Origin of the sequence: Corynebacterium lubricantis DSM 45231 (assembly GCF_000379425.1) — a bacterium.
Taxonomy (GTDB): Bacteria; Actinomycetota; Actinomycetes; order Mycobacteriales; family Mycobacteriaceae; genus Corynebacterium; species Corynebacterium lubricantis.
Window position 1 is genome coordinate 1 of record NZ_KB902200.1, and the last position, 17,924, is coordinate 17,924.

A 17,924-nucleotide genomic window follows, 5' to 3' on the forward strand; every position below is an offset into this window, starting at 1 on the left:
GGCGCCGCAGACCTGGTCGGCTTGGGCGGACAGCAGGAGGTTGATGGTGTCCTGGAGCATCTGGCGCATCAGATCGGGTGAGGCTTGGGCCAGCAGGTCGTCGAGGTATCCGGTGGGGTCGATATGATTGGGCGCGGAGGCCATCGTTGGTGTCCTTTCGAGGATGTGTAGGAGCTGAGTCGAAAGGTACCGCGGTGGTCTCCTTGCTGGTCGGCAGGGGGGGTTCACCAGGCGGTAGCTGTACACCACACTATTGGACGCAACCATTTTTGTGCGAGTTCAGATTTACCAGCTGCTGGCACTTGCCGTCGTGTACGACAAAAATCCCCAAATTTCAGGATCGAAGGGTACCGAAATTTGGGGAGAGACGTTCTTCACTTTTGAAACGTTAATTGAGACGCGAAGAAGTTGGAATTCTTATTCAAACGTCACGATTGGCTTGATAACTTCGCCGCTTGCGGAGTCCGCAAAGGCGTCGTTGATCTTCTCAATTGGGTAGGTGCGCACGAGCTTCTCAATGGGGAACTTGCCCTGGCGCCACAGGTGGACCAAGCGTGGGATGAAGTCCTGTGGGATGGCGTCGCCTTCGATAATCGTTTGGAACTTCCAACCGCGGGTAAGCGATGCGCCCACCTCGAATGAAACCTCGGTGCCTGGTGCTGGTGCGCCGACAAGGCCGACGGTGCCGTTGATGGCCAGGGAGTCTGCTGCCTGGCGGGTCACTGCAACGACACCGGTGGAGTCCAGTGCGTAGTTCACGCCGTCGCCGGTGATTTCGCGGATCTTTTCTACTGGGTTTTCATTTCGGGAGTTGATTGTGTGAGTGGCGCCGAGTTCCTTGGCCAGTTCGAGGCGGGAATCGTGCAGGTCGACGGCGATGATGGTGGTTGCGCCGATTGCCGCTGCAGCCATGATTCCAGCACAACCAACAGCGCCTGTACCGAAGACAGCAACGGTGTCGCCGGCCTTGACTCCTAGCGAGTTGATGATGGCACCGGCACCGGTGGAGAGGCCGCAACCGAGTGGGCCGAGGAGTTCGAGGGGTACGTCGCCATCAACTTTGACTACGCTGCGGTCAGAAACATTTGTGTACTGAGCAAACGACGACTGGCCGAAGAAGTGCGAGCCAACCTTCTGGCCACCTTCAGAGAAGGCGGTGGTTTCGTCGTCGCGAAGCCCGGAAAAGTTCTTTGCGTAAAAATTCTCGCAGTAAGCCGGGGCGCCAGCCAAACACTTAGAGCATTTGCCACAGGAGTTGAAGCCGAGGACGACGCGGTCGCCGGGTGCGACGGAGGTGACGTCGGAACCTACTGCCTCGACAATGCCTGCACCTTCGTGGCCGAATACTGCGGGGAGGTAGGTTTGGTAAATCTGATCGCGGGCAATGGCGTCGGTGTGACAGACACCGGAGGCGATCATCTTGACCTGGACTTCGTTGGATCGTGGGGCGTCTAATTCGAGGGTGGTGATTTCGAAGTCTTGCTCGGCGGCGCGCACGACAGCAGCTTTTGTTTGCATGGCGGTTCTCCTTGTTAAGAATTGTATTCAACTGTTGTTGATGTCTCCACAATACGCTGTGGTCTGGGATTTTTCATATGGTTTTCATTTCAGGGCTTGACCTTCACATTGTGTCAACGATTGCAATAGAGGTATGGGAAACACAGTTTTGAATGCGCTTGAGGCACAGGATCCGAATATGCGACTGAAGGCGGCACTGCACATTGGTACGGAGCGGGCTGCTGAGTATGTGCAGGAATTGGTGGGGCGGTTCGGCGTGGAAGAGGACTTCTTCGTACGCGAGATGCTGACCTGGGCAATTACTCGCATGCCTGCAGAGGAGACGGTTCCGCTGCTGATCGGGAGGTTGAAAGTTCCGGTAGCGCAGGTGCGTAGTCAGTCGTTGCACACGTTGTCGAAGCTGCATGATCGGGCACCTGTGCAAATTTGGGATGCCATTTCTGATGAACTGCTTTTGAGTGAGGATGAGGAAGTTGCTCAAGCGGCTTGGCGTGCTGCGGTGTTGGTGGTTCCCGGGGAGGAGAAGGTGGGCCTGGCTGAGCGGCTGGCTACTCAGTTTGGGCGGGGGAGCTTTGAGCGCAAGCGGAGTTTGACGCGGGCTTTTGGGGCGCTGGGTAGTGAGGTGCTGGTGGTCGTCGATAAGCAATCTTGTGCTCACGCTGCTGCGACGCGGGCCTGGATGCTGGAGCCGGAGCTAGACTTGAACGCATTGATTGCGGAGGTGTGAGGCGATGCGGATTGGCGAAGTTGCGGGGCGCAGTGGGGTTTCGAAAAGAATGCTGCGCCATTACGACGGCCTCGGATTGGTGAGTCCGAGTGAGCGGACTTCGGCGGGGTACCGCGAGTATTCGGAGGCGGATTTTCGCAGGCTGGTAAAGGTGGAGAGTCTGCGCTCGATTGGGATGAGTTTGGGGGAGATCCGCGAGGCGTTGGAGGGGGAGCCTTCGGTTGCTGAGATTCTGGCGCAGTTGGAGGCGGAGACTGAGGCGCGATTGGAAGCTGAGCGGGCGTTGTTGGTCCGGGTGCGGAGCCTGATGTCGAGTGCTCCGGATAGCGTGGAATCGTTGCTTTCGTACTTGGATGCGGTGCGGACTTTTGAAGAGCGAGGTGACAGTGCACGGTATCGGGCGGCACTTTCGGTGCCCACGGGGTTGGCGTTGGTAGCGCTAGCTCAGGAGAGCGATCCGAATGTGATTGGGGCGCTGCAGTGGTCGATACGCCAAGATGCTTCGGCGGAGGCTGTTTTGTTGGAGTTGCTGCCGAGTTTGTCCGAGCAGGAGCGGGGTCGGTTGGTTGAGTTGCTGCCGGACGTTGTGCCTTCTGAGGTGTTGGAGGCTGAGGGGTCTCGGGTTGCAGTGTTCGAGTTGGCTCGGCGAGGTGAGCGTGGTGTTGTGGGGGCGCTGTTGGATCTGATTGAGCAAGGCGTGGACGATGTAGAGGCTGCCGAGTTGTTGGCGGGGATGGCCTCTGGGGAGGATGTTGCGGAGATTGGTCAGCGGATTTCTGATGCCTCGTCGGTGGAGGTGAAGCTGCGGTTTGTGCAGGCGTTGGCGGAGATTCCGCTGATTGAGGCTGCGGAGTTGCTCCGCGAGTTAACGCGGAGCGAAGACCGGCAGGTTGCGCTGACGGCCGAGGCGATTCTTGGGCGGGCTAGCGGTTCTTAACCCAGTGTACGAAGGCCATGATGCCGAAAATAACACTCATTCCTGAGGTGACGAACCAGCCTAAGATCAGTAGGACTCCTAAGGTCTCAAGATTCGTGCCGGATGTGCCATCGATGAGTGCCGCAGCCATGGTGAGAACAATGAGCACTACGGTAGCGATAATCGATCGTTTGAACCTTCGAGCAGACTTGTTTGGTTCCTTCTCAACCGGTTGTTCAGGTAGAGGGGCAGGTACCGGGTTGGTCGGCGGTGCGAAGTTAGTGGGCGCCACATATGGCTCGACGTACGGTTGCTCGTATGGTTTTTCGATAGTCGGGGAAACGTTGAATGGGTTCGAGTCGAAGGTGGTCGGCTGAGGTTCTTGCCAGTACTCGGGGTGGACAGGGGAATCGTCGTGAAGCGTGGCGTCTTCCCATGTCTCCTCTGCGACGGGCTCGTCGAGATCTTCGGTCTCGAGCGGGACCCAAGCTGGTGTTGCTTGGGGTTCGGATTCGTCGAGCTCGCCCAGCGCGGCGAGCCGGTCGGTGGCCCACAGGTCGAAATCTTCCTGCGTGATAAGTGGCTTGTCGTAGCGCTTGGCCAGCATCATCTTGCCGTCGGTGGAGGTGAGATCATCGGTGACTAGAACGTCGCAACGCGTCTTGCTCACGGCCTGCTTGTAGTCGAGGTTGAGCTCCTCGCAGAGACTTTGCAGTTGCTCGCCGTGTGCGTAGCGCTTGCCATCCACGATAGTTGTGCCGCGGAACGCGATCCGTGTGCCGGCGGTGAGGAGCTTATGGGGATCCGAAGTTAGGGGAGTGTCGGTGGGCTCTGGAACGGAGGGTTCCTCTGGAACTGATTCCGGCTCTGGCGCTGGCTCTGGCTCCTGCACCGTCGCAGAACCGTTCTCGTACCACTGCTCGAAATCGGCCTGTGCGACGATCGGCTTGCCGTACTCGCGCGCGTTCTGAGCCTTGCGTGACATGGACGCCGGATCGAGGGCGACGAGGACGTCGCAACGCGATTTCGAAACACCAGTCTTGTACTCAAGGCCGCGAGCTTCGCAGATTTCCGTGAGGCGTTCGTCGTCGGCAGGCCCGCCCAGCAAGTTATCCCGGCCGGTAAACGCGACGCGGGTGCCTGGGGAGAACAGCTCATTCAGGTCAACGTTATTGTCTTGCACCTCGGGGAGATCGAGATAATAAAGGCCCGCATTGTTGGCGCGTTCTTCGACTTCACGGTAGGTTTGCTCGTTCCAATAGCTGCGCGAGACGGCCCACGCGGAGAGCAGCTCGGCGGTTTCGGAAAGCTCTTCAAAGTCGAGGTCGTTGGTCTCGCCACCGGAGAAGGCAGCCCAGGCGCGATCCGATTCGGTGGCACGCGCAGGATCAAGCACCATGTTTGAGGTGGGTGCCCATGACGGGATGTACACAGAGCCCTCGGCCTCGAGGTCGGCCGTTGGCACGGGGTCGCCTTGGCCTACCTTGAAGGTGCCCAACTGATAGGAGGCGGCCATCTCAAGGCAGCGGTCCTCAACACCGGTGCTGGTGAGTACGACATTGAGCTCGTCGATGTCGTAGCCCACACCGAGTGCGAGGTCGAGGCCTCTTTCCTGATGGCGTACGGCGCGCTCGAGCATGGGCAGGCCGTCGGCGACGACGATTCCGTCTTCAGCCTGGCGAAGCAGGAGAGGCCAGAAATCTCCGAGAGTTGGCGCTAAAGCTAGGCCGCCAGCAGGAATGTTGTTCTTCTTGCCAAATTCGCCCAGGTCAGCCATGGGATTGATCCACGTTCCGAAGTTGGCCACAATCGTCTGGCCTTCCATGATAATGGCGTGCGCGCGAGCAATGTGATCGCTGATGCCGAAGTTGACACCGTCAAAGGAAAGGAAGACGACCCTGTTGGTGGTCACCTGCGGGCTCACTTCGCGACGAATCATGCGCACCAATGAGTTATTCGCCCGGATATGGCGAGGCTCGACAGGCGCGCTAAAGCGCAGTAGCTCCAGGTCGACGGCACGGGAAAGGGCGACGTAGAACTGGCCGTCGGTGGTGGTCCCGCCGTGCAGGTTGATGTAGCACTTCGGGATCGTCTTGCCTTGGGACTTATGGATGGTGATGGCCCAGGCAAGATTGACGGGAAACTGTTCAATCGTGCCGACGACATTGCTACTGATGGATCCGCCGCTAACCGAAGGCTGCTTGATTTCCCAGGTGTGCTTGCCCAGCTCCACCGTTTCGCCGCTGTGGTCGAGGCGGACGGAAATGGTCTCGTTGTCAGCCTCAGTGACGATGCCGAAACTGCCGTTGACGAATCTTCCAAGAGAGTCGTTGATGATGGTCATCACGCGAGCGCCTTTGGCGTAGTGCAATTCCTCGGTGCCGCTGAAGGAACCACCGTTGGTATTTCCGGTGTGCTCAGCAATGGAAACGAGGTGCTGTGCTGGCAATGCTGCGAGGTGCTCGGCGTTGATTTTTTCCACAGTTTTTCGTCGCGAAGCGAGCGTGACCCAGTCATCTGGGGCATGGAAGTCGGCGTCGACGTGATCGTTGAGGACCTCGAGCGCCGCATCGCCGACGCTGCCCTCGCGGACCTGGTTGAGGATCTCGATGAACTCGTTGTCCGACTGGCGCCACACCTTGGTGAGGTTGATGTTCTTCAGGTTCAGGGAATCGAAGCAGTTTGCGGAGAAGAAGAAAGGTGTTTTCCACCGGCTGGTGAAGATTTCGCGTTCGTTGTCCTCGACGACAGGGGGGAGCTGGAGGAGGTCGCCGACGAGGACGAGCTGGACGCCGCCGAAGGGGAGATCGTTCTTGCGGAGGGTGCGTAGGGCGATGTCCATCATGTCGAAAAGATCGGCGCGAACCATGGAAATCTCGTCGACGACGAGTATGTCTACGGCCTTGAGTACATCGCGGACGGTTGAGCTGGGGTGCCATTCGCCGGATTCAAGATCATCGGGCCACATGCCGGGGCGGAAGCCGAAGGTGCGGTGAATGGTGAAGCCGTCGATGTTGAGCGCTGCAACCCCTGTGGGTGCGGTGACCAGGATTTCCTTTGTTGAGCCTTGCTCAAGAAAGGTGCGCAACAGCGTGGACTTGCCGGTACCAGCCTTGCCGGTGATGAGGACGTGGTGGCCTTGGCTGATGAGGTCAAGGCCGCGTGAAAACTCTTCCGTCATGTGAATAGGCATGGTGCTTCCGTCTCTGATTCGCGTTTGGTTGTTGTGTTTATTGAATCAGAGTGGTGCGACTGCGGGGTGGGGTTTGGGGAACAGGTGAGCGGTTGTGGTGGAAGCTGCGGTGCAGGCTCTATCGACGACTATTGCGTGGAATGAGTGGATTTGTGCGTTTATGCACAGCTTATGTGCGAAGTTCACTTCTTAAATCTGTTGTCTACAACACTTTTGGAAGGGCAATATGACATACAACACATAAATGTTTGGGGCTTGAAAGGAATTTGGAATGTCAGTGCAGAGTGAATCTCGGCAGGGCTCATCCGGAGCCGTTGGGAAGAAGAATGAAGTAAAAGGCTTGCGTCGGGTGGTTACTGCTTCGATGGCAGGCACCATCGTTGAGTGGTACGAGTTCTTTTTGTATGCAACCGCGGCAACACTCGTCTTCAATGTAATTTTCTTCCCGCAGTCAGACAATCCGTTTGACGGAATTATCGCGGCTTTCGGAACTTATGCCGTCGGTTTTATTGCAAGGCCACTCGGCGGAATTGTATTTGCGCACTTCGGTGATCGCTACGGGCGAAAGCATCTCCTGCAGGTAGCAATCGTGATGGTGGGTGCCTCGACATTCTTAATGGGCTGCCTTCCGACCTTCGACCAAATCGGTTACTGGGCACCTGTCCTGCTCGTTGGACTCCGGTTTATCCAGGGCATTGCCGTAGGCGGTGAGTGGGGCGGTGCAGTCCTTCTCGTGGCTGAGCATGCACCAAAGGAGAATCGCGGCTTTTGGTCAAGCTGGCCACAGGCAGCCCTTCCATTAGGAAACTTGCTTGCGACGATCGTTCTGTTAGTCCTCTCAACCACGCTTTCTGATGAAGCGTTCCTCTCTTGGGGATGGCGAGTGGGCTTCTGGCTCTCCATCGTGATCGTGGCCATCGGCTACTACGTGCGCACCAAGGTGGAAGATGCCGAGATTTTCCAGAGCACTAAGGAAGAGATCGAGAACTCGGAAGAAGTCCGCTACGGCGTCTTCGAAGTGTTGAAGAAGTACCCGCGTGGCGTGCTGAAGGCGATGGGCGTGAAGTTTGGCGAAAACGTTTTGTACTACATGGTGGTGACTTTCTCTATTACCTACCTAAAGACCTGGGTGGGCATGGATACCTCAAGTATCCTTGGTCTCCTGTTGCTGGCACACTTCGTGCAGTTCCTAGTCATGCCACTACTAGGCCGGCTCAATGACATTATTGGGCGCAAGCCAATGCAAATCATTGGCGGCGTGCTGACAATCCTATGGCCGTTCGTGGCTTTCCCAATGCTCAATACCGCTCAACCGTTTATTGTTTTCGCAGCAATCGCTCTCGGCCTGATTGTGCAGAGTTTCCTCTACTCGGGACAGCCAGTGGTTATGGCAGAAATGTTCCCAACCCGGATGCGCTACGCTGGTGTCTCCTTCGGCTACCAAATGACCGCAATTTTCGCCGGCTCAATGGCACCGATCATTGCTACTGCTTTGCTCAGCAACTTTGAATCCTGGATTCCAGTTGCTATCTACATTGCGATTGCGGGCAGTATCACTTTGCTTACCGCTCTGACACTTCGTGAAACAAAGGGTATTGCGCTCGAAGACATCGACGAAGCTGATCGTAAGGCACATGCTCCGGTGAAAGAGCCTGCAGCCGTGCCAGTTGGTTAATTTCCGTTCGAACTCGGGATCGGATTAAACCGCTCAATCCGCGATCCTTCAGTAAGTGCGTTCAGACACGCGCGAACCGAAGGGTTGCGGATATTTTCGTTTCTCACCACCGCCCAGTACGTCACTTCGTGGGAAAAGTCGTTCTCTAGGACAGGGATGAGCGCCTGATCCACGAAGGCGAACTCTGGTAATAGTCCGATTCCGGCCCCGGCCATGGTTGCCGAAAGATGTGCAAAAACACTCGTAGAGCTTATTCCGTTCTTATAATGCGGAATCTTTCGTGCTCCCGAATCTAGATCATCAACTTCTAGGGCAGATTCCACGTAGTAATTAAGCCGGTGTTCCGCGAGATCGTCGATGGTTTCAGGAACGCCATTTCTGTCCAAGTAGTCCTGCGTTGCGTACAGCTTTAGCTGATAGTTGAGAAGGTGAGTGGACACCGCTTTGTTGACCTTTGGTTCGCCGATCACCACTTCAATATCCACGCCGCTGCGGCGCTGTCGAACCTGCTGTGTAGCGGTCATGATGTCGATTCCAAGGTGTGGCTCGTTTTGCTGCAATTTTGCCAGCGCCGGAATAGCTATATAAGAGGTATAAGCATCAGGCGCGGCTATGCGGACAACTCCGCCGAGGGCACGGCTTTTCGACGAGTCGTCGACGTCTGTTAGCTCTCTAAGTGCTGCCTCTGCCTTCTCTGCGATCGGCATGACGCGCGTTCCCAGTTCAGTGAGCTCCCACCCATTTACTCCGCGCACGAGTACTGGCTCGCCTAGTGCCTTTTCAAGATCGTTGAGCCGCCTAGAGATTGTTGAGTGATTGACCCCCATGCTCGACGCCGCTGCCGTGAATTTGCCGAGGCGTGCGACCGTGAGGAAAGTGATCAGCCCTTCGAGGTGTGATGTGCCAATTTGGATTGCCATGCTAACGATTGTGCATGAATGCACAACGGCATTGCAATAGTTGCTATCGAAATGCCTTGTTATGCACATTCGACACCCTTAAAGTGAGTCCTACATCATAAAAACAGCAAAAAGTGATGAAGAACTATTTTGGAGGAAAAATGAGTGTAATTGGTTGGCTGGGACTCGGAAACATGGGTTCACGCATGACGGCAAACTTGGTCAAGGCAGGTCATACCGTCAACGGATTCGACTTGAACCCAGACGCCTGTGAGGCTGCAGCGAAGAACGGAGTGAACATCGTTGGCGGCACTGCTGAGGTAGTTGAGGGTGCAGATGTGGTTTTCACCATGCTGCCAAAGGGTGCGCATGTGCGCAGCGTGTTCGAGGGAGACAATGGCATCTGGGCACATGCAGACAAGAGCACCCTCCTTGTCGACAGCTCCACAATCGACATCGAAACCTCTAAGTTCCTCCACGAAGAATCAGCCAAGCGGGGATTCCGCTTTGTCGATGCTCCAGTAAGTGGTGGCATTAGCGGCGCAGAGGCAGCAACCCTGGCGTTCATGATTGGCGGGGATGCTGATGCTGCAGACGAGGCACGTGGCTACATCGAGCCAATGGCCGGCAATATTTTCAACGCAGGTGGCCCAACCATGGGTATCGCCGCCAAGATTGCCAACAACATGATGCTGTCTATCAGCATGTTGGCCAACTCCGAAGGTTCTCAGCTCGCTCGCCGCCTCGGCCTCGACCCGAAGGTTTTCTGGGACATCGCTTCTACTTCGTCTGGTCAGTCTTGGGCTCAGCAGAAGTGGTACCCAGTGCCTGGCATCACCGGAACCAGTCCTGCCGACAACAATTTCGACGCTGGATTCTCTGCTGACCTGGCTCGCAAGGATGTAGCACTCGCACTCGAGGCTGGCGAATCGGCAGGAATCAATCTTCCCGCAGCGACTCTGGCATGTAGCCAGCTCAGCTCACTTATCGACGAAGGTCTGGGCAGCAAGGACTGCACCCTGATTGCCAAGTATGTCGACCCAGCTTCTGAGCTTCAGGGCTTGAAATCCTAATTCTAAAATTCGCATCACAACAAATAGGAGAAAATCATGACCACTGCAGTTGACCTTCAGACCATTCCACACTTTATTGGCGGCGAGCATGTTCGCGATGGAGAGCGCTTTCAAGATGTATTCAACCCAGCAACAGGAGAAGTGATTCGCCAGCTTGCACTCGCTGATGAAGAGACGCTGGAGAACGCGATTTCTAACGCCGCAGAGGCGCAAAAGGCATGGCGACGTGCCGGCCTGGCCAAGCGCAGTCAAGTGTTCTTCAAGCTGGTGGGAATCATCCGCGAAGAGGCTGACGAGCTCGCCCGAATCATCACCGAAGAACACGGAAAAACCATTCCAGATGCCCACGGGGAAATCGCGCGTGGATTGGAGAATGTTGAGTTCTGTGCCGGTCTTGTGCACCACCTCAAGGGTGAAAGTGCAGAGCAGGTAGCAACTGGCGTGGATGTTCGTCAGTTGCGCCAGCCTGTTGGAGTTGTAGCATGTATCACCCCGTTCAACTTCCCAGCGATGGTGCCGCTATGGATGATCTCTACTGCGATTGCCGCAGGTAATGCCGTTATTCTCAAGCCTTCGGAGCGTGATCCTTCCGCATCGGTGTGGATTGCAGATGCTTTCAAGCGCGCTGGCCTGCCAGACGGCATTCTCAACGTCGTCCATGGTGACAAGGACACGGTGAACCGAATTCTGGAGCACCCGACTATTCAGGCCGTTTCTTTCGTCGGTTCGACTCCAATTGCAAAGCACATTTACTCGACAGCAACCTCCCACGGCAAGCGTGTACAAGCTCTGGGCGGAGCGAAGAACCACATGGTGGTTATGCCGGACGCTGATCTTGATGCGGCCGCAGATGCAGCAATCTCTGCTGGCTTCGGTTCTGCAGGCCAACGTTGTATGGCGATCTCAGTGGTGGTTGCTGTCGGCGATATCGCAGACGATCTTATTTCGCGCATCAAGGACCGCATGGCGGACCTTAAGCTCGGTAACGGTGCGGATGCTGACACTGACATCGGCCCGTTGATTACCGCTCAAGCACAAGAGCGGGCCGACAGGATTCTCGCTGCTGCACCGAGCGAAGGTGCAAATATCGTGGTTGATGGACGCGAATCCGCAGCGGGGATGGACGGATTCTTCGTTGGCGCAAGCTTGGTAGATAACGTAAAGCCAGGCATGCAAGTCTACGACGAGGAGATCTTCGCCCCAGTTCTAAGTGTCGCTCGAGTAGACAGCTACAACGAGGCTGTCGAACTAATCAACGCGAACAACTACGCTAACGGTGTTGCGATGTTCACCCGTGACGGTCGCACTGCCCGCGAGTTTGAATTCGACATCGAGGTCGGCATGGTCGGCGTCAACGTTCCAATCCCAGTTCCAATCGGAGCATTCTCCTTCGGCGGTTGGAAGGACTCCCTGTTCGGAGATACTCACATGTACGGACCGGAATCCTTCAACTTCTACACCCGACGCAAGGTAACTACCTCGCGCTGGCCACTGCCAAGCGAATCCCAGATCGAATTGGGTTTCCCAGTTAACTAGGTTCGAAGTTTCTCAAACTCTTACGCACCCCCTCTGCACCGTGTGGTCACTGCAGAGGGGGTGCGTGTCGTTGTGCCGACTAACTCACTTGGAAAACACTCGTTAGACCACATGCTTCTCCGAGTTGCTCGAGGTAGGTCTTGGCATCACGCCTGCTGAGTGAGTCGTGGAAGCGCCGGTTACTGAACGACCGGATACACGAATAGCACGATGTCTCTTCACCGCAGCTACAGTCGGCGACTCGACGATAGGCTGCTGCGACAACCTCTGGAAAATTGTCTTGAATCTTAGCTGTGATACCGGCGCCGCCAGGAACGGAATCATAAAGCACGAGGGCAAAGTCGCTGCCAACGTAGCTAACTGTGCCGTTCAGATCGTCTCGATCGATTTCGAGAAGCTCGGAAGCGGCCTCGATTAGTGCGAAGAGGGCAGAATTCATTTCAGGTCGGGTGAATCCGTATCCGTCAAGGTTGATGACCACGATATCGGTTTCAAAAGTGTGCCCGAAGGAGTGCTGCTCTAAGAACTTGGTGTAGCACTCCTTTCCAGTGCGTGGACTTTCGTGCGTTTCGTTTCCTACGAATGATTCAGCGGCGAAGCCACAAGTTGGGCAGATGGAAAAGCCCATGCTGTGTCGGCCCTGTTCCATCAAACCCATTGATGTGCGTTTCCAATCAGACACAGTTGCCTTGACGTTGTTCTGCTCGAATACGGTCTCGGTATCAAGATGGCCAAGTCGGTTGATGAACTCGACACGGTTCCATGGCCGAGATTCAATACTCATGCCGACATTTTTCGCCGTAGAACTGGCGACAAAACCGTACTCAGGAACCAAGAATGTGTGAGTTGTCTTTTCGCCGACCGAGGCGCCACACCGGGAGCACTCGGCACCGGAAGAAATAGTAGCCAAGCTAGCTTCAATGTGTTCACAGTTTCCGCAGGTGAAGTAATTGTATTTGAGCAGCTCACGTCCCGGCCACTTGCGCACACCTGCGGTTTTCCAAACGCGACCACCAGCTACGGTTTCGTTTCCGGGAGCGTAATCGCTGATAGCCATTTGTAGGTCTCGCTGGAGGTTGAGATCGGCGCCGTACTGTGTGAACGACGTCTGCAGCTCGACGGTGTCTACAGGGAATCCGTATTTCGGCAAGAGGTTTCGCTTGGGCAGGTAGCTGAGAAGGTTTTCGTCGGTAAGCGTTTTTAGCGTTCTGCTGAAGGCGTCGCCCTGCTTTCCGCGTTGCTCATTAAAGGACTCATCGCGAAGACCAGCTAGAACGTCGTAATCGGCGTTGAATGCAGTCTCCACTGTGTCCCATAGATCGTGGTACTTTTCGCGCCATTCACCCGTATCAAGTTTGAGCTCGGAGTGAATGGGCTCAGGGAAGATGCGAAGCAAAGCGTCATTCACGGCAACTGGGAGAGTGTCCACATACTTTTTCAACAGGGGAGTGCCCTTGTCGGACGCGTCAGCAGGCCGTAAGAATTCGCCGACTTTACCCCATTCCCTGCTTGCTGCTGCCTGTTCCTTGAGGAAGGCTGCGAATACAACTGAGTAGACGTGGCGCTCTGCGATGCGGCTGTTTTCTGCATTGATGAACGGTGCCGCCATTTCACCGTCGATCATGCCTACTGGGTCTGCATACACCGAGAAGTCATGGGACGCGCGACCGGCAAAGGTCAATACAAACGCTGCGGAACCGGCACGACGCCCCGCTCGTCCCGCGCGTTGGACGTAATTCGCCGTGCGAGGTGGGACGTTTCTAAGGACCACTGACTGGAGGTCGCCGACGTCAACACCCAGCTCGAAAGTAGTGGAGCAGCTGAGCACGTTAATGTCTCCATCGATGAACTGCTGCTGGATCTGCGCAGCCTTTTCGGGAGTCCACTGAGCTGTGTGCTCCTTAGCGCTCAGTGGCATGATTTCCATCTCGCGAGCGAGTACTCGGTAGTGGTAGTCCTGATAAGCACTTGAGCTTTCATCAACCTTCGCGAGGTGGCCCTCGCACCAACCGTTGGGACAGTGGCCCTTCAGATTGAAAACGGTGAGGTTTCGGCACAAACTGCATTCGTACCAGGTGGAATGTTGCCCATCGGAAATGAGAAGGCTATCCGGCTCAACAGCATAGGCATCCCCACCAACCTTGAGTTTTTGGAAGATGGGACTTTCGGCGAAACTCGCCCACACCGTTTTCAGGACTTCCTCGGTGTTTGTTTTGTTTGCATGTTCAGGGTTCAAGGACGCCAACCATCGCAAAGTCAATTGAAAGCGGCTGTTCGTGTTTTGACCGGGAAGCCAGCAATAGGCTTTGTTCTTCCTTACTTGACCGCCAGATTCTTTGAACGTGTACTGCCCAGTTCGAGGTGCCAGCCGGTCGTCGTCAATGCGCACGCTAGAAGGTGCGAAAAGTGCGCTGCGGTGTCGCATTTCCTGGAGCAAGATATTCAAGTAGGTCAGAGTTTGTTGCTCTGCTTCCCGTTTTGCATCATCGGGGGAGTGCCCTTGTTGCTGGAGTCCATCAGCTGCGAGACCAACCAACTGACTAAATACAGGGAGTGATTTAAGCAGCTCGGGTTTAGCTTCGATGCGTGCAAAGCCCAAGCCCTCCGTAGAAAGGCGGCGGGCAGTTGTGGTCAAGTCGGCGAAGAGGGCGGTGTAAATAGTGCGTTGCCTATCTGCACCCGAGAGGGAGCTAGGCAAGAGCTGGTAGCTCTGAGCAATCCAGAGAGCGGTTTCTGCCCAATCCTCTAAGGATGAACCCTGTTGGAAGGACGGCTTTTTTAACGCCTCGACAAACACGCGGCGTTCGAGCAGCTGGGTGAAACTGTTCTGTAAGTAGGGGGCCGCGAAGGCCGCGGCTTGGCGGGAGTCAGAGAAGGAGAGGAGTTTTCGGCCACCTCCCACCTTCTCGCTCAAGGCTGGATTCTGCGCCTTTGGTAACTGCTGGAACAAAGAGGTGGTCAAAACCGATGGAGCGTTGTTGCGATTGGTTTGCAGCTTACGAATCAGATTTGGGCGGGATCCGCCGCAGATGAGACAGCGCTGACGGCCATTTCCATCTTCAGGAGGCAACACCATGATCTTCGTGATCGCCCCGTCGCGGCACGACAAATTGCTACAGCTAGTTTCAGTGGGGCCTCCGAGCGACCCGCACTTGATACACATAGTTAGCTGCTGTGGTTTTTCCTCGTCTTGGCTGCTCGCTAGGTCGGCATCGTCCATTGAGTCGTCTTCGTCGAGTTCAGCGATGTGCTCCCGATGCCCGAGGACGATCCAGTGCTTCTTAGCCTGTTTCTCATTACCGCCAACCGGAACGAATTGCCCATTGATCTCTTCTGTTTCCAAGTGGGTCGTGCCGCACTTGGTACACGCTCCGAGCTCGTAGATATTGAATCCGTCCGCAGTAGTGCGGGCACGGTCCAAACTAATCGTGGGGTGCAGTTGCTGATCAAAGGAAATAAATGCACCCTCAGTCGCGCGAACAAACATGTGATACCGCGCGGAAAGCGCAGGGACTCGTCCATCAGCGTCGGTGATGGCCCCACCTAGGAGCACTAGGTTGTGCACGCGGCGCATTCCTTGCTGCTCAGGAAGGCCCCGGAAAAGAGCTTTGGCCGCCGATTCCAGTCCCATGGAGCGCTTCGTCAGCAGTTGACGAAGCTGGACAATGTGCTCTTCGGTGCTCACCAGCTCGAATTCAGTGGTGTGCTGCTCGTTGGACATGCGGGTGATGGCATTCTTTAAGCTGCCATCGTCGAACGGTGCGTCTAAGAGCGCGTCGCTCAATTTCCACGTTGCCTCTGTCGGGTGTTCGACGGGAGTGGAAAAAACGACATCCTGGCGAGTTGGATCGTCGTCGACCCATTCAAACGGTTGGCCGAAAAGATCGGAGCCGAAATCCGTGATCCGTTGCTTGGATCCTTGGAGGGACGCGGACGTGGCAATGCACTGCAGCGGTTGGTCGTGGGCGACACGGTCACGGACGCGGCGCAGAAGCATGGCCACCTCTGAACCCTGCGCACCCGCGTAGACGTGAGCCTCGTCGATGACAATGAACTTCCAGTCTTGGGCGAACTCGCCGTCGAATAGCGGAGTGTCTTTGGGCCGCAGGAGCAGGTATTCCAACATGGCGTAGTTGGTAAGCAAAATATGAGGAGGAGCCTGCTGCATCTGCTCGCGGCTAATCAGCTCGTTTTCCAGCGGAATGGCGCCGTCGTTGAGAGCCTTGTACTGCTGGATGGCTTCCTTCGTGGTCTGCTTAGTTTCACCCGTGTAGCGGCCGAAAGTAATCTCCGGCGTATCAGCGAGCAGCGAACGCAAGCGCTTGACCTGGTCATTAGCCAGTGCGTTCATTGGGTATAACAATAGCGCGCGCACTCCCGGCCCGAGCGTGCCTTGGGCTTGCTCACGCAAGAGTTCGTCCACGATCGGGATTAAGAAGCTCTCTGTTTTACCCGAACCGGTACCGGTGGAAACAATCAGATTACGATCGTCTTTGGCCTTGAGGAGCGCGTTCTCCTGATGTTTGTATAGTGCTCGATTGAGCGGAATCTCCGCATTCAACTTGGCAAAGCCCGGAGTTAAGATGCGTTCGTCGATAAGCTGCTGTGGCGTACGTCCCGTGGCATACGCCGGTGACAACTGAAGGATAGGGCCCTTATCCAGCACCGGTGAATCATCGATGGCGCGACTCAGCTCCTGCGCAATCTCCGGTTCAGCCGGGTTAATGAAGGTTTTCAGATAACGACGATAGTCTTTCGAAATGTGATCCGCGGTGACGATGGGATCGATATTGATCTCGGAAAAATGCGCCGAAATTGCAACATCTTCTTTTTCTGCCTGCTCCTCTGGTGTCAGTTGTGGAGCGGAGCCGTGAAATAGAGAGCTAAAGTCGTTCATTTTCTATCCCTTTACGTTCTTCGACGACAAAACGATTGCTTCTGCGAGCACCAAGTCGTGTGCTGTTAGTGATGGTGAAATTCTTGAAATAGCGGCCCAGGTATTGCGATGTGCTGCAAGCGTCGGGAATGAGCGCAGGATGCCATGAGCAACCATGCGGGCTAGTAACGCCAGAGTAAAAGAAATATCAAGAATGAACGGCCATGTCTGACCTTTGATGTCCTCAGTGAGGACACCAAGGGACGCAGTCGCACGGCTCAACAGAGGATCCTCGAGGTCACGCAATAGGTAGTTGAACTTGCTCATTTCTCCATAGAGTTTCGCTATATCCCCGGCTTGCCTGCGCAGAGACGGCTCCTTCTCGATCAGCTCTGATACAGCTCGAAGATAGCTTCGCGACGAGACGAGCTTCTCCTCATCAATCTTGCTGCTAACCTTCTTCCGCAGTTCGCGTATTCCCTCTGAATCGTTGAGATTGAAGCGCTCCAAATGACCGAGATTGCGCTCAACAATCTGCCCACCGGAGTTATTACCCTGCAGAACATCCCATAATTGAGTACTTCCGAGGGATCGAATGTAGTGCTCAGATTCGGCCCATTCGGAAGAAGCTGTTTCATCGGTCCCACGCTTCGATAAAGTCACCACGTCGTTGAGTTCCTGGATCAAGCCAATCCAAGGTACCGAATGAATATCGCCACCAGTCTGATCCGTTTGGAAACTCCGCGTTGTTAACCCGGATGTGATCAACGCTTCTAACTGATCGGATTGGCTAAAGCCCGTTCGATTGAGAACACTCAGTGAATCCCGTGGGTTCTGGTGCAGATAGTCTGAAGTTACCTTTCTAAAGTCCTTGAGCAGGTTGTTGTGCTGTCCAAACAGTGGGGACAGCCCCCACCGGGCTTGCCAAATATCTCGCAAATCGTCGCCAAAAAGTTGACGACTCTTGAAAGGCAGGAACATCCAGCGATTAGGAACGCTAGTAGTCCAGGGGCTCTGAGTGCCATCGTCAAGGAGAATAGATTCAGCAGACGGGCGAGAGGGGTCCCAAAGTGAGAGGAAACTAACTTCCTTGGCATCAATTACTAGCGGTCCAGTATTGATCAGTTCGTCCGGCAACTCAACGGTGTTGCCCCGCACCGATAGTGGAACCGGTTTTTCATTTGGCTTGAAGAATTGCCAGACCCGAAGTTCTACAGTGGACATGGGGGTCAAGTCCTTTTGAGTGGTGTATCCGCCAGCGGTTGACTCAGCGATGAACTGACCGCTGACGGAACAGGATTCCTTACGCCACCAGAGCCTCCTGACCGTCACCGACAACGACGCCGACGCCGTCAGCTGCCCGGGCCTTCGCCAGCATCTCCGCCGTCGAGGACAGCATCGCCAGAGGCATGTACCGACGCTGCTGCATCCAGTCCTCATGCTGCTCAGCCAGCACTGCCCCGACCAACCGGACCACCGAATCACGGTCAGGGAAGATCCCCACGACATTG

General features: G+C 55.5%; 11 protein-coding genes and 1 pseudogene. 5 read left to right on the top strand and 7 right to left on the bottom strand.

Annotated elements, in window-relative coordinates:
- A pseudogene (locus A37O_RS16470) lies at positions 1-144 on the bottom strand (IS256 family transposase); the annotation flags it as partial.
- Positions 145-417: 273 nt separating this feature from the next.
- Positions 418-1,518 carry an NAD(P)-dependent alcohol dehydrogenase gene (locus A37O_RS0107810; RefSeq protein ID WP_018296944.1) on the bottom strand — a complete coding sequence of 367 codons (1,101 nt, stop codon included), beginning with the start codon at positions 1,516-1,518 and terminating at the stop codon, positions 418-420.
- A 133-nt stretch (positions 1,519-1,651) separates the two neighbouring features.
- Between A37O_RS0107810 and A37O_RS14995 the strand changes: the two genes are divergently transcribed.
- Both A37O_RS14995 and A37O_RS0107820 read left to right on the top strand, forming a co-directional pair.
- Complete coding sequence (locus A37O_RS14995) at positions 1,652-2,245, top strand: HEAT repeat domain-containing protein (RefSeq protein WP_018296945.1); 594 nt, start codon at positions 1,652-1,654, stop codon at positions 2,243-2,245.
- Positions 2,246-2,249: 4 nt separating this feature from the next.
- The gene (locus A37O_RS0107820; RefSeq protein WP_018296946.1) at positions 2,250-3,182 is read left to right on the top strand and encodes a MerR family transcriptional regulator; all 933 of its coding nucleotides are present in this window, start codon (positions 2,250-2,252) and stop codon (positions 3,180-3,182) included.
- Here A37O_RS0107820 and A37O_RS0107825 read toward each other — a convergent pair.
- A complete protein-coding gene (locus tag A37O_RS0107825; protein WP_245533815.1) occupies positions 3,169-6,342 on the bottom strand; it encodes a PIF1 family DEAD/DEAH box helicase in 3,174 nt (1,057 codons plus the stop codon). The genes A37O_RS0107820 and A37O_RS0107825 overlap by 14 nt on opposite strands.
- A 283-nt stretch (positions 6,343-6,625) precedes the next feature.
- On the opposite strand from A37O_RS0107825, the gene A37O_RS0107830 reads away from it, so the two are divergent.
- A complete protein-coding gene (locus A37O_RS0107830; RefSeq protein ID WP_018296948.1) occupies positions 6,626-8,029 on the top strand; it encodes an MFS transporter in 1,404 nt (467 codons plus the stop codon).
- On the opposite strand, the gene A37O_RS0107835 is transcribed toward A37O_RS0107830, so the two are convergent.
- Positions 8,026-8,949 carry a LysR family transcriptional regulator gene (locus A37O_RS0107835; RefSeq protein ID WP_018296949.1) on the bottom strand — a complete coding sequence of 308 codons (924 nt, stop codon included), beginning with the start codon at positions 8,947-8,949 and terminating at the stop codon, positions 8,026-8,028. The two genes, A37O_RS0107830 and A37O_RS0107835, sit on opposite strands and share 4 nt — an antisense overlap.
- A 140-nt stretch (positions 8,950-9,089) precedes the next feature.
- On the opposite strand from A37O_RS0107835, the gene mmsB reads away from it, so the two are divergent.
- Together mmsB and A37O_RS0107845 are read left to right on the top strand one after the other, a co-directional pair.
- Positions 9,090-10,001 carry a 3-hydroxyisobutyrate dehydrogenase gene (gene mmsB, locus A37O_RS15000; protein ID WP_018296950.1) on the top strand — a complete coding sequence of 304 codons (912 nt, stop codon included), beginning with the start codon at positions 9,090-9,092 and terminating at the stop codon, positions 9,999-10,001.
- A gap of 36 nt (positions 10,002-10,037) precedes the next feature.
- Positions 10,038-11,537 (top strand): CoA-acylating methylmalonate-semialdehyde dehydrogenase, encoded by a 1,500-nt coding sequence (locus tag A37O_RS0107845; RefSeq protein ID WP_018296951.1) that lies wholly within the window; start codon positions 10,038-10,040, stop codon positions 11,535-11,537.
- A 79-nt stretch (positions 11,538-11,616) separates the two neighbouring features.
- On the opposite strand, the gene A37O_RS15005 is transcribed toward A37O_RS0107845, so the two are convergent.
- From A37O_RS15005 to A37O_RS16155, 3 genes are all read right to left on the bottom strand, one after another.
- Complete coding sequence (locus tag A37O_RS15005) at positions 11,617-16,434, bottom strand: DEAD/DEAH box helicase (RefSeq protein ID WP_018296952.1); 4,818 nt, start codon at positions 16,432-16,434, stop codon at positions 11,617-11,619.
- Positions 16,435-16,437: 3 nt separating this feature from the next.
- Positions 16,438-17,637: a hypothetical protein gene (locus A37O_RS0107855; protein ID WP_018296953.1), complete on the bottom strand. Its 1,200-nt coding sequence runs from the start codon at positions 17,635-17,637 to the stop codon at positions 16,438-16,440.
- Positions 17,638-17,716: 79 nt separating this feature from the next.
- A partial coding sequence (locus A37O_RS16155) for a transposase (RefSeq protein ID WP_018296954.1) occupies positions 17,717-17,924 on the bottom strand: 208 nt, incomplete at its 5' end.

Excerpts from the sequence above, each read along its gene's own strand:
- A37O_RS0107855 (WP_018296953.1), bottom strand. The coding sequence starts at position 17,637 with ATGTCCACTGTAGAACTTCGGGTCTGGCAATTCTTCAAGCCAAATGAA.
- A37O_RS0107845 (WP_018296951.1), top strand. The coding sequence starts at position 10,038 with ATGACCACTGCAGTTGACCTTCAGACCATTCCACACTTTATTGGCGGC.
- A37O_RS0107830 (WP_018296948.1), top strand. The coding sequence starts at position 6,626 with ATGTCAGTGCAGAGTGAATCTCGGCAGGGCTCATCCGGAGCCGTTGGG.
- A37O_RS0107820 (WP_018296946.1), top strand. The coding sequence starts at position 2,250 with ATGCGGATTGGCGAAGTTGCGGGGCGCAGTGGGGTTTCGAAAAGAATG.
- A37O_RS14995 (WP_018296945.1), top strand. The coding sequence starts at position 1,652 with ATGGGAAACACAGTTTTGAATGCGCTTGAGGCACAGGATCCGAATATG.
- mmsB (WP_018296950.1), top strand. The coding sequence starts at position 9,090 with ATGAGTGTAATTGGTTGGCTGGGACTCGGAAACATGGGTTCACGCATG.
- A37O_RS0107825 (WP_245533815.1), bottom strand. The coding sequence starts at position 6,342 with ATGACGGAAGAGTTTTCACGCGGCCTTGACCTCATCAGCCAAGGCCAC.
- A37O_RS0107810 (WP_018296944.1), bottom strand. The coding sequence starts at position 1,518 with ATGCAAACAAAAGCTGCTGTCGTGCGCGCCGCCGAGCAAGACTTCGAA.
- A37O_RS0107835 (WP_018296949.1), bottom strand. The coding sequence starts at position 8,949 with ATGGCAATCCAAATTGGCACATCACACCTCGAAGGGCTGATCACTTTC.
- A37O_RS15005 (WP_018296952.1), bottom strand. The coding sequence starts at position 16,434 with ATGAACGACTTTAGCTCTCTATTTCACGGCTCCGCTCCACAACTGACA.